The organism is Natronomonas sp. (assembly GCF_047616845.1).
Taxonomy (GTDB): domain Archaea; phylum Halobacteriota; class Halobacteria; order Halobacteriales; family Haloarculaceae; genus Natronomonas.
This window is the reverse complement of record NZ_JBLGBY010000018.1, coordinates 1-13,845: the sequence shown is the minus strand read 5'-3', so window position 1 is coordinate 13,845 and position 13,845 is coordinate 1. Positions and strand designations below refer to the sequence as shown.

The window sequence follows — 13,845 nt, the reverse complement described above, 5'->3', positions numbered from 1 at the left end:
TATAAACCTTAAATACGTGTTTTAAGTCGAGTTATGCAGGACCCAAAGGAGACTATCAATATCGAGAACGTCGTCGCCTCCACGGGGATCGGGCAGGAACTCGACCTCCAGAGCGTCGCCATGGATCTCGAAGGTGCCGACTACGACCCCGAGCAGTTCCCGGGCCTCGTGTATCGCACCCAAGACCCGAAATCCGCGGCACTCATCTTCCGTTCGGGCAAGATCGTCTGTACCGGCGCGAAATCCACTGACGACGTCCACGAGTCGCTCCGCATCGTTTTCGGTAAGCTTCGTGACCTCGACATCCAGGTCGACGAAGACCCCGAAATCGTCGTCCAGAACATCGTCACCTCTGCCGACCTCGGCCGCAATCTCAATCTGAACGCCATCGCTATCGGCCTCGGCCTGGAGAACATCGAGTACGAGCCCGAGCAGTTCCCCGGCCTCGTCTACCGGCTCGATGACCCCGATGTCGTCGCGCTGCTTTTCGGCTCCGGAAAGCTCGTCATCACCGGCGGCAAAAAGCCCGATGACGCGAAGGAAGCCGTCGACAAAATCGTCTCCCGCCTCGAGGAACTCGGCCTCCTCGACGGGTAACGACACCTACTCACGTCGCCGACACGTACGACCGGTATGCTCCCGTTGCAGGTCGACCTCGTCGGTGGCGGGCCCGTCGCGCTCGTCGTCACATTCCTCGTAGCGACGCTGTTTTCGGCCGTGACGCTGCACCTCGCGGCGCTTTGGATTCTCGGCGACGAGCCTCACCAGCGCGCCGTCAAGGCCGCTCCCGTCCCCGTCGTCATCGCGATGCTTTTCAGCCGGTACAACGGCTTCATCGTTCTCGCGCTGTCGTTTGCGGGCGCCTTCCTCGCCGTCCGCTACGTCTACGAACTGACGACGTACGGCGCCGCTCTCGTCTCTGTGTTCTACTACGTCATCAGCGTCATCTTCGCGTTCGCCTTCGGCAACATCTTCCTGACCTGACGGCGGTTCCGTCTTCGACCGCCCCGTCGTTTGTCTCCGACCTCCCTACGGCACCAGCCGCTCGATTTCGGTGACGAGCACGTCGCTCGCGCCCGCCGCTTTCAGTTCAGGGATGACCTCGAACACCTTCCGCTCGTCGACGACGACGTGGACGGCGACCGCGTCCTGTCCAGCGACATCCATCACCGTCGGCCCGCCCATTCCGGGGATGACGTCCTCAACGTTCTCCAGCGACTCTTCGGGGACGTTCATCATGAGATACCGCTTCCCCTCGGCGTCGAGGACGGATTTGAACGCCGTCTTGATCTGCTGGATTTTCGGGTCGTCCGCGACGTCGGGGTGGGCGAACAGTCGGACGGAGGATTCGAGCACCTCGTCGACGACCGAGAGTCGGTTCATCCGGAGCGTCGTTCCCGTCGAGGTGATGTCGACGATGGCGTCGGCGATGTCGACGTGGGGGGTGAGTTCGGTTGCTCCCGACACCTCGACGATGTCGGGGTTGATGCCCAGCTCGTCGAAGTACGCCCGTGTGATGTTCGGAAACTCGGTGGCGACGGTGCCGCCGGTCAGTTCTTCGGGGGTGCTGACGCCCTCCTCTTCGGGCGAGGCGAGGACGAGCCGACACCGGCCGAACTCCAAATCGAGCAGGTCGACGAGCTCGACCTCGGACTCTTTGGCCTGGTCGAGTCCCGTGATGCCGAGTGCGGCGGCGCCGTCGGCGACGTACTCGGGGATGTCGGCGGCGCGAGCGAAAAGCACCGACACGTCGGGGTCGACGGTGTCGGCGTAGAGTTTCCGCTCGGCGCCGCCCTGGACGTGCAGGCCGGCGCGTTCCAGCAGACTCAACGCCGGGTCGTGGAGACGGCCCTTGTTGGGCACGGCGATGCGCATACCCCCGATTGCGGGGGACGGGTCTTTGCCCTATCGGACACACGCCGTCGTGTCGGCAGTTTCAACCCTCCGTCTCCGCAAGGGGCGGCCATGAGTACGCTGCAGATTACCGGCGGGCGCGTTCTCCGCCCCGACATGAGCGTCGAGGAGGCGGACGTGCTGGCCGACCGCGAGACGGGGAAAATCATATCGGTCGGCGACGTCGCGGCCGGCGACGAGACCCTCGATGCAGAGGGTTGTCTCGTGCTGCCGGGGCTGGTCAACGCCCACTGTCACGTCGCGATGACGCTTTTGCGGGGCTATGCCGACGATAAGCCACTCGATGCGTGGCTCCAGGAGGACATCTGGCCGGTCGAGGCCGAACTCGAACCGGCCGACGTCCGGGCCGGCGCCCGCCTCGGCTTCGTCGAACTGCTGAAAAACGGCGTAACGACCGTCGGCGACATGTACTTCCACGTCCCGGAAGTCGCCGCCGCCGTTGAGGAAGCCGGCCTCCGGGCCCGCATCGGCCACGGCATCGTCACCATCGGCAAGGACGAAGCGGACGCCCGCGCTGACTTCGAGGAAGGGCTTGCAGTCGCTCGCGAACTCGACGGTGGCGCGGATGGCCGCGTTCGGACGGCGCTGATGCCGCATTCGCTGACGACTGTCTCTGCCGACCTGCTGGGAGAATACATTCCACGCGCACGCGATGCGGGCGTGCCCGTACACTACCACGCGAACGAGACGCCAGCGGAAGTCGACCCAATCGTCGAGGAACGCGGCGTCCGGCCGCTTGCGTTCGCCGACGAACTCGGTATGCTCGAGGCCGGCGATTTCATCGCCCACGGCGTCCACCTAGACGAGACGGAGATCGAACTGCTCGCCGACCACGACGTCGCCGTCGCGCACTGTCCGGCCTCGAACATGAAACTCGCGAGCGGAATTGCGCCGGTGCAGGAACTGCTCGATGCGGACGCGACGGTCGCCATCGGCACTGATGGCCCCGCCTCGAACAACGACCTCGACGTCTTCGACGAACTCCGTGACGCCGCGATGGTCGGCAAACTCAAATCCGAGGACGCAAGCGCCGTTCCGGCGGAGGCCGCCGTCCGCGCCGCAACGGAGGGTGGCGCCGAGGCGCTCGGTTTCGACGCCGGACGCATCGAGGCGGGCGCGCTCGCCGATTTCGCTGTTCTCGACCTCGAAGCGCCGCATCTCACGCCCGAACACGACCTGGTCAGCCACCTCGCATACGCGGTTCGTGGCGCTGACGTCCGCCACACTGTCGTCGGGGGCGAGGTTCTCGTCCGCGACCGTGCGGTGTTGCCGCTCGACGAGCGCGCGGTTCGACGCGAGGCCGAACGGCACGCACGCGCCGCTATCGACCGAACGGCCGATTGAACGTTGAACGACGAGAAGTGTTTTTGAACCGTATAACGGAATTTAAGCTCTTTTCTCTCGTCTGGTTGCTTTTGATGAACGAACTGAACAGGATACCCCCTTTATGCTGGTGTCCGGCATTGCTTTGGGTGAAGATGAGCTCCAACAAACGAATCGTCGCTCTGGTGCTGTCGGCCCTGCTGCTGCTGTCGGTGGTCGGCCCAGGCCTCGCGATGGCGCAGGAGGATAACTCGACATCGACCAACACGGCTGACGACGTCGAAGACGAGGACGCTGAAAACGAGACGGTCAACGAGACTGACAGCGACGAGCTGAACGAGACGGACGAGAACGAAACCGACGACGAGGAGTTGAACGAGACGGACGAAAACGAAACTGAGGACGAAGACCTCAACGAGACGGTAAACGAGACCGAGGAGGAAGATCTCAACGAGACAGAGGAGAACGAAACTGAGGAGAACGAAACCGAGGAGGAAGACCTGAACGAGACCGAAGACGAGAATGAGACCAACACCTCGGTCGATCCGTTCGGTCAGCAGGTCTCCTCGTTCGTTCAGGAGCTGCTCAACGGTTCGAGCGACAACAACACGACCGTTGGCCATCAGGTCGCGAACTTCGTGTTGGAGCACAACCCGGGTAACCCGCCGGCCAACGCTGGCCCACCGGAGAACATGACGCGGGGCCCACCTGAGAATAAGACGCAGGGGCCGCCTGAAAACAAGACGCAAGGCCCGCCGGAGAATAAGACGCAGGGGCCGCCTGAGGACAAGACCCAGGCCCCGCCCGAGAACAAGACGAACGGCGGCCAGCAGGGCCCGCCTGAGGACGACGGCGACGACGCCGAAACCAGCGGCGGTAACGGTGGCGGCAACGGCGGCAACCAGGCTGGCGAACGCGGCAAGTAGGCCGGCCGTCGCTGATTGACGCGCGCGGCACTGTTTTTCATTCGGTTTCTTCGGTAGCGTTTTCCCGTTCTCCCCCCTCGTAGCGGGTATGAGCCACCCCACGATAACCGAGCAGCTCGACGACCCCCCGAGAGCCCGCGAGGAGGGCCGAAAGAAGATCGAGTGGGCACGCCAGCACATGCCCATCATGACCGCCCTCGCCGAGGAGTTCGCGGCCGAGCAACCGCTGGAGGGCGAGGTCGTCGCGATGGCGATGCACGTCGAGGCAAAGACGGCCGTCCTGACCGAGGTGCTGGCCGAAGCCGGCGCCGAAGTCGCCATCACCGGCTGCAATCCGCTGTCGACACACGACGACGTTTCGGCGGCGCTCGACGCCGACGAGGACATCACCTCCTACGCGAAACACGAGGTCGACGACAAGGAGTACTACGCCGCTATCGAAGCCACTCTGGAGCACGACCCGACGATTACCGTCGACGACGGCGGCGATCTCGTGATGGCGATTCACGAGGACTACCCCGAACTCATCACCTCGATCATCGGCGGGTGTGAGGAGACCACGACCGGCGTCCATCGTCTGCGCGCCATGGATGAGGACGGCGAACTGAAATACCCGATGTTCGCCGTCAACGACACGCCGATGAAGCGGCTGTTCGACAACGTCCACGGCACTGGCGAGGCCTCCCTTTCGAACATCGCGATGACGACGAACCTCTCGTGGGCCGGCAAGGACGTCGTGGTCGCCGGCTACGGCTACTGTGGCCGCGGCGTCGCGAAGAAGGCTGCCGGACAGAATGCGAACGTCATCATCACCGAGGTCGAACCCCGGCGCGCCCTGGAAGCGCATATGGAAGGGTACGACGTGATGCCGATGGCCGAGGCTGCAACGGAGGGCGACGTCTTCCTGACAACGACAGGCAACCGCGACGTCATCGTCGAGGAGCATTTCGAGCGGATGAAAGACGGCGTCGTCCTGGCGAACGCGGGCCACTTCAACATCGAGATCGACCTCGATGCGCTCGATGACCTCGCCGTCTCGCGGCGTGAGGTTCGAGACGGCGTCGAGGAGTTCGAACTCACTGACGGCCGCCGCATCAACGTCCTCGCGGACGGCCGCCTCGTCAATCTCGCCTCGCCGGTCGCCATGGGCCACCCGGTCGAAGTGATGGATCAGAGCTTCGGCGTGCAGGCGGTCTGCGTCCGTGAGATGGTCGAACACAGCGACGAGTACGGCCCCGGCGTCCACGAGGTGCCGGACGACCTCGACCGTGAGGTTGCTGAAATCAAACTCGCTGCCGAGGGCATCGAGTTCGACGAACTCACCGGCGAGCAAGTGGAGTACATGGACAGCTGGCAGCATGGCACCTGACGCAGCCGGTCGCCAACCGCTGTAACATGGCTTTTACCAGTCGCTCTCCAACAGGCGGCCATGTCCGACCCTCTCGAACGGCTCGAACAGCCGGAGTACACGGGTGAGAACCGATGTTTTCCGTGTACGGTCGTCAATCTCCTTATCGCTGCGGTGCTCGCGGCGCTCGTCGGCCGCCGCAACCGCGAACTCGGCATCGTGACGTTCCTCGGCGCCGCAGCGCTCGTGTCTCTCCGTGGCTACCTCGTTCCGGGGACGCCAGAACTCACGAAGCGGTACCTCCCCGAGTCGGTGCTCGCGCTGTTCGACAAGGCCGACCAGCCGGAGCACGACCTGCCGTCCGAAATCACACAGCATGCAGCCGACCGTGCCGAGGAACAGGCCGACGGCGCGGCTGAATCGGATTCGGACTCGGATTCAGAGTCTGAATCGGAGCCTGAAGCCGAGACCGAGGCCGAAACTGACGGCGAATCGGATGCCACAACAGCGGCACATCCCGAGCGCGAGGCTGCCGAAGAACTGCTCGGTGAGCCGATGGACGAGGTGCTCGAGGCGTTCGACGTCGTGGAACCGGCCGATGACGACCTTCGGCTCACCGACTCGTTCCGCGATTCGTGGCAGGCCCACATCGGGGCGCTCGATTCGGAGTCGGAACGCATCGAGACGCTCGCCGACCTGTTCCGGGTCGACGAATCGGCCGTCGAACTCGAAGTGCGCGAGGACAGCCGCTACTACGCGCTCGTTGATGGTCGCTCACAACACAACTGGATTACCGAGGCGGCGCTTCTGTCCGACCTCGCGGCCCACCGTGCCATCGCCTCAGAAGACCCCCGCTGGAGCGCCCTCGTCGGTGAGGAACGCGTCTCGCTGTTGAAGGGCTTCCGCGTGTTCCTCGAATCCTGCCCGGAGTGTGGCGGCACCATCGCACCGACCGACGAGAGCGTCGAGTCATGCTGTCGGTCGTGGGAGGTCATCGCCATCGAGTGTGCCGACTGCGGCGCCCGCGTGCTCGAAGTGCCCGCCGAAGACGAGTACAACCCTGAAGCCGGCGCGGGCGCAGCGGGCCCGCCGGGCGGCTTCACCCGCTGACGACGGCAACGTTTTTGTTTGTGAACGGTCATCACCCGCGTATGGCGTCATTCCCCGACTCCGTCGGCGTCGTTTCCGAGTGCTTGCAGAGCGACGGGTTCGGGTTCGGCTTTCGCTTTTTCACCGCGTAGATGGCGTGGAACCGGACGCCCCTCTTGCGGGGGCGGGCGTCCGGGGAACCCCCGTCGGTGAGTCGGAACCGCTAACAGAGAGCCACGCACACATCCGCCAATGAGAGTACCCGAAACGCAGGTCGCGCTGCTCGAAGCCGCAAGCGCGACCGACACGAAAACCGTCGCACAGATCGCCGAGGAGCTCGGCGAAGACACCGCCGCCGTCACGCGGGCCGCCTTCGAACTCGAAGCCGAAGGCCTGCTGTCGGTGGACGAACACGTCGCAGAAGACGTCAGCCTCACCGAAGAGGGCGAACAGTACCTCGAAGAGGGCCTTCCCGAAATCCGGCTGCACGATGCTGCCGTCGAGGCCGGCGGCGAGGAAGCCCCCGTCGTGATGGGCCAACTCATCGGTGCTGCAGCCCTCGAGGGCCAGGAGGTCGACATCGCGCTTTCGAACTTCGCTCGCAAGGGATTCGGCCGCATCGAAGGCGGCGAGGTCGTCGTCGACCCCTCCGAACAGCCGGGCATCGACCCTGAGGCCGACCCCGAGGAGGAAGCCCTCGAAGCCATCTCGGAGGGGGCGACCGGCTATCTCGACGGCGGCATCCTCGACCGACTCGAATCTCGCGGCCTCGTCGAACGCACCGAGACGACCATCCGGTCGGTGACGCTCACCGACGACGGCGTCACCGCGCTCATGGAGGGCCTCGAGGTCACGGAAACCGTCGGCGAGGTCACGCCCGAGCTGCTTACCTCCGGGGAGTGGGAGGACGTGGAGTTCTCCGAATACAACGTCGAGGCGGACGCCGAAACCACCCACGGCGGGAAGGAACACATCCTCCGACAGACCGCAAACCGCGTGAAGGACGTCCTCGTCGGCATGGGCTTTCAGGAGATGGAGGGCCCCCACGCCGACGCGGACTTCTGGATCAACGACTGTCTGTTCATGCCGCAAGACCATCCGGCACGAACCCATTGGGACAGGTTCGCCCTCGACGTGCCGAGGATGGAGGGGCTGCCGGACGACCTCGTCGACCGCGTCGAAGATGCACACCGGAACGGCGTCGGCGAGGACGGCGACGGCTACCACTCGCCGTGGAGCGAGGAGTTCGCACAGGCGGTCGCGCTTCGCGGGCACACCACCTCGCTATCGATGCGGTATCTCTCCGGGGAAGCGACCGGAGACCTCGAACCGCCCCAGCGATATTTCAGCGTCGAGAAGGTGTACCGCAACGACACGCTCGACCCGACGCACCTGCTCGAGTTCTTCCAGATCGAGGGGTGGGTCATGGCCGAAGACCTCTCGGTTCGTGATCTAATGGGGACGTTCACCGAGTTCTACGAGCAGTTCGGAATCACGGACATCGAGTTCAAGCCCCACTACAACCCCTACACGGAGCCGAGCTTCGAGCTGTTCGGTAAGCATCCCGAGACGGGCGAGCTCATCGAAATCGGCAACTCCGGCATCTTCCGCGAGGAGGTGCTCAGCCCGCTCGGCGTCGAGTGCGACGTGATGGCGTGGGGACTCGCGCTGGAGCGACTGCTCATGCTCATGTACGGCTTCGAGGACATCCGCGACGTCCACGGGACACTGTGTGACCTTGACTTGCTGCGGAACGTGGAGGTGGTGTACTGATGCCTGTCGTTGACGTCGACCCCGACGAACTCCGGCGGCTGACCAGCCACGAGGACAAAAGCGACGAGGAGCTGAAAGACGATCTCTTCTCGCTCGGATTGGAGTTCGAGGGCGTCACCGAAGACGACGACTTCCAGCTGGAGTTCGCCCCCGACCGCCTCGACCGGCTCTCTGTAGAGGGCATCGCCCGGTCGCTCCGCTATCAGTACGGAGATGACCGTGGTGTCTATGTCCCGAGCACGAACGACGCCGAGTGGACGATCGAGATCGACTCCTCGGTGCCCGACGAACGGCCTTACGTCACGGGCGCTATCGTTCGCGGCGTCGACCTCACGGCCGACGAACTCGACTCGCTCATCCAGTTGCAGGAGAAACTCCACGCGACGATGGGTCGGAAACGCGCGAAAGGCGCCATCGGCATCCATGACCTGGCGATGCTGAAAGGCCGTCCCGCAGGGGATGACAAGCCCAAAACCATCACCTACCGCGGCGTCGAACCGGATGGCGACACGTTCGTCCCGCTGGATGACGACGCCGAGCGCACGCCCGCCGAGGTGCTCGAAGCGCATCCGACCGGCGAGGAGTACGCACCGCTCGTCGAGGAACTCGACCGATATCCGGCCATCTACGACGATATCGGGCTGTTCTCGTTCCCGCCGGTCATCAACGGCAAGCGGACGGAGGTCGAGGAGGGCGCCCGCGACCTCTTCATCGAGATGACGGGCACAGACCAATGGACCATCGACAAGATGTGCACCATCGTCTGCTATGCCCTCGCGGCCCGCGGCGGCAAACTCGAAGAAGTGCGCGTCGAGTACGACGACCGCGACCTCGTCCGCCCCGACCTCTCGACGGACACGAAGACGGTCACCCACGACCGCATCGAGACGACCCTTGGCATCGACATCCCCGGCGAGGAGGTTATCGACCTCCTGGAACGGGCCGGCCTCGACGCCGAGACGGGCGACGATGGCTCGGGACGGCGCCGCGACGACCGTCCCGCTCCCGAGGATGACGTCGAACTCGAAACCGTTCCGAAACGGGCAACGCAAACGGAGGCCCCTGACGAAACCGCCGATTCGGAGGGGGCAGAGACGGACGAGGATGAACTCGTCTACGAGGTCGAGATTCCGCCCTACCGCGTCGACGTGCTGCATCCGATGGACATCGTCGACGATATCGGGCGTGCCTATGGATTCAACGACCTCTCACCGCGGTACCCGGAGGTGTCGACCGTCGGTGGTCGGCACGAACGCTCGCGGCTTGAGGATGCCACCCGCGACGCCTTGACCGGGCTCGGCTTCGAAGACCTGCTGAACTTCCATCTGGCGAGCGAGACGGAACTGTTCGACCGGATGTCGCTGTCGCCGGCCGACGACGCTCTCGGCGCCCGTGAGGCGCCGACCATCACCGAACCGTACAGCGAGGATTACACCGTCGTGCGCACGTGGGCGCTGCCGTCGCTGTTGATGGTACTGGAGAATAACACGCACCGGGCGTATCCCCAAGACCTCGCGGAAATCGGCCTGGTCGCCGGCGTCGACGAGGGCGAACCGACGAACGTCGCCGAACACCGCTCCGTTGCTGGCGTGGTGGCACGGACGGACGCGTCCTACGAGGACGCGAAGGCGCGCCTGCAGACGCTTGCACGCGCGTTCGATGCAGAACTGGAGACGCCGCCGGCTGAACACCCCTCGTTCATCTCGGGTCGAACGGCTGCGGTCGTCCTCGATGGCGAGCGCGTCGGTGTCATCGGCGAACTCCACCCGCGCGTGCTCGTCGAACACGACCTCGAAGTGCCCGTCTCCGGCTTCGAGTTCCGGCTGGACGGGTTGGCGTAGCGATACAGCGGCGTCGAAACCAGTTCTTCTTGGCTACAGGTCGGCGCCGACAGCGTCCTCGATGGAGTCGAAACCGTCGCGTTCGAGCAACTCCAGCAGGCCGCGGTTGATATCGCGTGCGAGCGACGGCCCCTCGTAGACGAGGCCGGTGTAGAGTTGGACGACGCTCGCGCCGTTGCGAATCTTCTCGTAGGCACCCTCGGCGTCGGAGATGCCGCCCACGCCGACGACCGGTTTGTCGGTGCGCTGTGCGACGAACCGAACCATGCTGGTGGCTTCGCCCTCGATGGAATCGCCGGAGAGGCCGCCTTCCTCGTCGGCGTGGTCGCCGTGCAGCGAGGCGGGCCGGTCGGTCGAGGTGTTGGTCGCGATGACGCCATCGAGGTCGAGGCTGTCGACGACATCGAGGGCCTCCTCCGTCGCGGCGTTCGTGAGGTTCGGCGAGAGTTTCACGAGCAACGGATCGGCGCCTGCGTCCTGTAGCGTCCCGAGGATGGACTCGAGCCGGTCGCGCTGTTGGAGCTCCCGGAGCCCCGGCGTGTTTGGCGAGGAGACGTTGACGACGAAGTAATCGCCACCTTCGCGCACGCGCTCGAAGGTATAGAGATAATCCTCCTCGGCCTCGTCGTTCGGTGTGGATTTCGACTTGCCGATGTTGACGCCGAGCGGCACCGTGCAGTCGGTTTCGGCCAGTCGGTCGCCGATGACGTCGGCGCCGTCGTTGTTGAATCCCATGCGATTGATGAGCGCTTGGTCGTCCGGCAGCCGGAACATGCGCGGGCGGGGATTGCCGGCCTGTGGTTCGGCGGTGACGCCGCCGATCTCGACGTGGCCGAACCCGAGCGCTGCGAGCGCGTTCGGAATCTCGGCGTTCTTGTCGAAGCCAGCCGCGACGCCGACGGGGTTGTGGAACGTCTGCCCGAAGGCGTCCACGCGGAGGCGCGAATCGACGACCGTGTAATGGTCGGCGAGGAGCTGCTCGAGTGGGGTGTCCTGTGTCGCTGCGAGGAGTTCGTGGACGCTCCGGTGGGCGGTTTCGGCGTCCGCCTGGAACAGAAGTGGCTTCGCGAGGTCGTAGAGGCTCATTACCGAATTGGGCCGGCGAACGCGCTTAAGAGTCGTGGTCTCGCCGACCCCCGACCGGGCTCAGAACTCGTGTTCGAGCTCGTCCGGATCGGCCTTCTGGATGATTATCTTCCCGTCACGGACGCGGACGAACACCTCGTCGCCGATCTCCATGCCGGCTACCGCGAGTTCGTCTTCGTGAAGGTTGACGTGGACGTTGTGGTACTCCCCGGACTCGTCTTTGGCACCACTCGGACTGAGCTTCTTCTTTCGCACCATCGGGTTATGTTGGGTCGTTCGCCACACGAGATACATAAGTGTACCGTGCGAGTCGTATCGCAACACGGCGCGCGCGAGGCTTCTGGGCGTCTCGAGCGCGGCAAAACAACCCCGATTTCGCGGTCGGGCGCGGCCCCACTTATAAACCACCGTCGTCCAACCCCCGTTTCGGGGGTTATATTTATATCGGCGTGTGTGCAGAACTCACACGGAGGAGAGCAAACCATGGCACGAGACGACGATGACAAGCGAAACTTCGCGCTCCGCGAGAGCGACGGTGATGAATCGAGCGTCTTTTCGGGACGTACCCCTCGACAGGCAGCCCTGAAAGCGGCCCGTCGACTCGACCCCGCAGGCAGCGAAAGCAGTGCGGACGAGACGGAACTGCGGCTCCGAGAGAAAGGGACGAAGAAAGTCCACATCTACGATGGTTGGGCCTGGGAAGAGGAGGCGCCGGACGACAGTCCCGACTGGATGCCCGAGGAGATAACAGAGGCGAACGTCTCCAAGAAGGGCATCAAGCACCTCGACGAAATCTAAGCAGACGCTTTTTTCCGAACGGCTATCCGTGACGCGCCACTACTCGTGAGTGCGCGGCTCTCACGCGGCCTGACCACGCGTACACGCGTGCGGGATGATCGGTCGACTTCCACCCGCGCGACATTTCTACCAGAAATCCGACATACTGTTCCGTCGAGCGTGCGCTCTGCGCGCCCGAAGCGATTCACACAGTATCGGTGGGATGTGGAGCCTACCCTCACGGGCCGTATTCACATGGGCCGAACGGTGTGAAATCGCGTGACGTGGCGGCTGTCGTTCGACGGGCTTAAGTATAACACCGGCATCTGAATGAATGCGAACAGCGTGGGGCGACATGCCCCGGCCGGGACGGCCCTCAGGGTTGTCTCGTTTCCGACGCCCTTACGTATGCGAGGGGCGTCGGATTGGAACACGCAGGTCGAGCCGGCTTCGGTCGGCCCGAATCTGGATTCGACGCCCTTAAGTGTAACAGGGTGTTCGTGTTGAAGTACGCAGGGCGACGCGGAATCGCATTCCGGCGTCGTCCTGAAACCAACGCCCTTATGTGTATCAGGGCGCTGGTGTTCAAGTACGAAGGTCGAGTCGGACTCCGTTCGATTTGGCCTCCAATCCGACGCCCTTATCAGTATAAGGGTGGTTGGAAAAGATACGATGTGGTTGAGAACAGTTCGAACCTGTTCTCACTCACGGATCTGAGGTAATCCGGTGGGTTTATGACCCATCGCGGGTTACTATTAGATCCGAAGGAAATGAGGATTCCACCCCTGCGGTACGCCGTATAGATGGGATCTGATGTTAGCCCTGGCAGTTCGGTGACACTCGGTCGGTCCGAATGTCGCCGAACGCCGATAGACATTGATGGAAACACACTCTTTGAGTGTGTTCCCGCCAACCCTCCCCGAGCCGGGAATCAGGCACGGGGAACACATTCCGGTTGATCCTGCCGGAGGCTATTGCTATCGGTGTCCGATTTAGCCATGCGAGTTGCACGTTTAACGTAGCAAACTGCTCAGTAACACGTGGCCAAACTGCCCTATGGACTGGGATAACCTCGGGAAACTGAGGCTAATCCCGGATACCACACCCATCCTGGAACTGGAGGGTGTGCGAAACGTTCCGGCGCCATAGGATGTGGCTGCGGCCGATTAGGTAGACGGTGGGGTAACGGCCCACCGTGCCGATAATCGGTACGGGTCATGAGAGTGAGAGCCCGGAGACGGACTCTGAGACACGAGTCCGGGCCCTACGGGGCGCAGCAGGCGCGAAACCTTTACACTGCACGACAGTGCGATAGGGGGACACCGAGTGCGAGGGCATAGAGCCCTCGCTTTTCTGAACCGTAAGGAGGTTCAGGAACAAGGGCTGGGCAAGACCGGTGCCAGCCGCCGCGGTAACACCGGCAGCCCAAGTGATGGCCGATATTATTGGGCCTAAAGCGTCCGTAGCTGGCCGAGCAAGTTCGTCGGGAAATCCACTCGCTTAACGAGTGGGCGTCCGGCGAAAACTGTTCGGCTTGGGACCGGAAGATCCGAGGGGTACGTCTGGGGTAGGAGTGAAATCCCGTAATCCTGGACGGACCACCGATGGCGAAAGCACCTCGGAAGGACGGATCCGACAGTGAGGGACGAAAGCTAGGGTCTCGAACCGGATTAGATACCCGGGTAGTCCTAGCTGTAAACGATGCTCGCTAGGTGTGGCGCAGGCTACGAGCCTGCGCTGTGCCGTAGGGAAGCCGTGAAGCGAGCCG

Annotated in this window: 12 protein-coding genes and 1 rRNA gene; 10 read left to right on the top strand and 3 right to left on the bottom strand. The window is 63.6% G+C overall.

The window, feature by feature from the left end; all coding sequences use genetic code 11:
• Positions 1 to 33: 33 nt before the first annotated feature.
• Together ACI8UR_RS05545 and ACI8UR_RS05540 are read left to right on the top strand one after the other, a co-directional pair.
• Positions 34 to 597, top strand: a complete 564-nt coding sequence (locus ACI8UR_RS05545; RefSeq protein WP_411714715.1) for a TATA-box-binding protein — start codon at positions 34 to 36, stop codon at positions 595 to 597.
• Positions 598 to 633: 36 nt separating this feature from the next.
• Positions 634 to 984 carry a hypothetical protein gene (locus tag ACI8UR_RS05540; protein ID WP_411714714.1) on the top strand — a complete coding sequence of 117 codons (351 nt, stop codon included), beginning with the start codon at positions 634 to 636 and terminating at the stop codon, positions 982 to 984.
• 45 nt (positions 985 to 1,029) lie between these two features.
• Here the strand turns inward: ACI8UR_RS05540 and hisG are convergent, their stop codons facing one another.
• Entirely contained in the window at positions 1,030 to 1,875 is an 846-nt protein-coding gene (gene hisG, locus ACI8UR_RS05535; protein ID WP_411714713.1) for an ATP phosphoribosyltransferase, read from the bottom strand.
• 90 nt (positions 1,876 to 1,965) lie between these two features.
• Between hisG and ACI8UR_RS05530 the strand changes: the two genes are divergently transcribed.
• The 6 genes from ACI8UR_RS05530 (at position 1,966) to ACI8UR_RS05505 (ending at position 10,214) form a co-directional block, all read left to right on the top strand.
• Positions 1,966 to 3,258 (top strand): amidohydrolase, encoded by a 1,293-nt coding sequence (locus ACI8UR_RS05530; protein ID WP_411714712.1) that lies wholly within the window; start codon positions 1,966 to 1,968, stop codon positions 3,256 to 3,258.
• Between the two features lie 134 nt (positions 3,259 to 3,392).
• The gene (locus ACI8UR_RS05525; RefSeq protein WP_411714711.1) at positions 3,393 to 4,163 is read left to right on the top strand and encodes a hypothetical protein; all 771 of its coding nucleotides are present in this window, start codon (positions 3,393 to 3,395) and stop codon (positions 4,161 to 4,163) included.
• Between the two features lie 88 nt (positions 4,164 to 4,251).
• Positions 4,252 to 5,532, top strand: coding sequence for an adenosylhomocysteinase (locus ACI8UR_RS05520; RefSeq protein ID WP_411714710.1), 1,281 nt, complete (start codon positions 4,252 to 4,254; stop codon positions 5,530 to 5,532).
• Positions 5,533 to 5,592: 60 nt separating this feature from the next.
• The gene (locus ACI8UR_RS05515; RefSeq protein ID WP_411714709.1) at positions 5,593 to 6,621 is read left to right on the top strand and encodes a hypothetical protein; all 1,029 of its coding nucleotides are present in this window, start codon (positions 5,593 to 5,595) and stop codon (positions 6,619 to 6,621) included.
• A gap of 231 nt (positions 6,622 to 6,852) precedes the next feature.
• The gene (locus ACI8UR_RS05510; protein ID WP_411714708.1) at positions 6,853 to 8,373 is read left to right on the top strand and encodes a phenylalanine--tRNA ligase subunit alpha; all 1,521 of its coding nucleotides are present in this window, start codon (positions 6,853 to 6,855) and stop codon (positions 8,371 to 8,373) included.
• Complete coding sequence (locus tag ACI8UR_RS05505; RefSeq protein WP_415087636.1) at positions 8,373 to 10,214, top strand: phenylalanine--tRNA ligase subunit beta; 1,842 nt, start codon at positions 8,373 to 8,375, stop codon at positions 10,212 to 10,214. Before ACI8UR_RS05510 ends, ACI8UR_RS05505 begins: the two co-directional genes overlap by 1 nt.
• A gap of 33 nt (positions 10,215 to 10,247) precedes the next feature.
• Here ACI8UR_RS05505 and ACI8UR_RS05500 read toward each other — a convergent pair whose 3' ends face one another.
• Positions 10,248 to 11,300: a quinone-dependent dihydroorotate dehydrogenase gene (locus ACI8UR_RS05500; protein WP_411714706.1), complete on the bottom strand. Its 1,053-nt coding sequence runs from the start codon at positions 11,298 to 11,300 to the stop codon at positions 10,248 to 10,250.
• Between the two features lie 60 nt (positions 11,301 to 11,360).
• Positions 11,361 to 11,558 carry a hypothetical protein gene (locus ACI8UR_RS05495; RefSeq protein ID WP_411714705.1) on the bottom strand — a complete coding sequence of 66 codons (198 nt, stop codon included), beginning with the start codon at positions 11,556 to 11,558 and terminating at the stop codon, positions 11,361 to 11,363.
• A 225-nt stretch (positions 11,559 to 11,783) separates the two neighbouring features.
• Between ACI8UR_RS05495 and ACI8UR_RS05490 the strand changes: the two genes are divergently transcribed.
• Both ACI8UR_RS05490 and ACI8UR_RS05485 read left to right on the top strand, forming a co-directional pair.
• Positions 11,784 to 12,098: a non-histone chromosomal MC1 family protein gene (locus ACI8UR_RS05490; RefSeq protein WP_411714704.1), complete on the top strand. Its 315-nt coding sequence runs from the start codon at positions 11,784 to 11,786 to the stop codon at positions 12,096 to 12,098.
• Positions 12,099 to 13,025: 927 nt separating this feature from the next.
• Positions 13,026 to 13,845, top strand: a 16S ribosomal RNA gene (locus ACI8UR_RS05485); the annotation flags it as partial.

Coding starts and splice junctions, on each gene's coding strand:
- ACI8UR_RS05490 (WP_411714704.1), top strand. CDS start 11,784: ATGGCACGAGACGACGATGACAAGCGAAACTTCGCGCTCCGCGAGAGC.
- ACI8UR_RS05515 (WP_411714709.1), top strand. CDS start 5,593: ATGTCCGACCCTCTCGAACGGCTCGAACAGCCGGAGTACACGGGTGAG.
- ACI8UR_RS05520 (WP_411714710.1), top strand. CDS start 4,252: ATGAGCCACCCCACGATAACCGAGCAGCTCGACGACCCCCCGAGAGCC.
- ACI8UR_RS05540 (WP_411714714.1), top strand. CDS start 634: ATGCTCCCGTTGCAGGTCGACCTCGTCGGTGGCGGGCCCGTCGCGCTC.
- hisG (WP_411714713.1), bottom strand. CDS start 1,875: ATGCGCATCGCCGTGCCCAACAAGGGCCGTCTCCACGACCCGGCGTTG.
- ACI8UR_RS05505 (WP_415087636.1), top strand. CDS start 8,373: ATGCCTGTCGTTGACGTCGACCCCGACGAACTCCGGCGGCTGACCAGC.
- ACI8UR_RS05530 (WP_411714712.1), top strand. CDS start 1,966: ATGAGTACGCTGCAGATTACCGGCGGGCGCGTTCTCCGCCCCGACATG.
- ACI8UR_RS05525 (WP_411714711.1), top strand. CDS start 3,393: ATGAGCTCCAACAAACGAATCGTCGCTCTGGTGCTGTCGGCCCTGCTG.
- ACI8UR_RS05500 (WP_411714706.1), bottom strand. CDS start 11,300: ATGAGCCTCTACGACCTCGCGAAGCCACTTCTGTTCCAGGCGGACGCC.
- ACI8UR_RS05545 (WP_411714715.1), top strand. CDS start 34: ATGCAGGACCCAAAGGAGACTATCAATATCGAGAACGTCGTCGCCTCC.
- ACI8UR_RS05510 (WP_411714708.1), top strand. CDS start 6,853: ATGAGAGTACCCGAAACGCAGGTCGCGCTGCTCGAAGCCGCAAGCGCG.
- ACI8UR_RS05495 (WP_411714705.1), bottom strand. CDS start 11,558: ATGGTGCGAAAGAAGAAGCTCAGTCCGAGTGGTGCCAAAGACGAGTCC.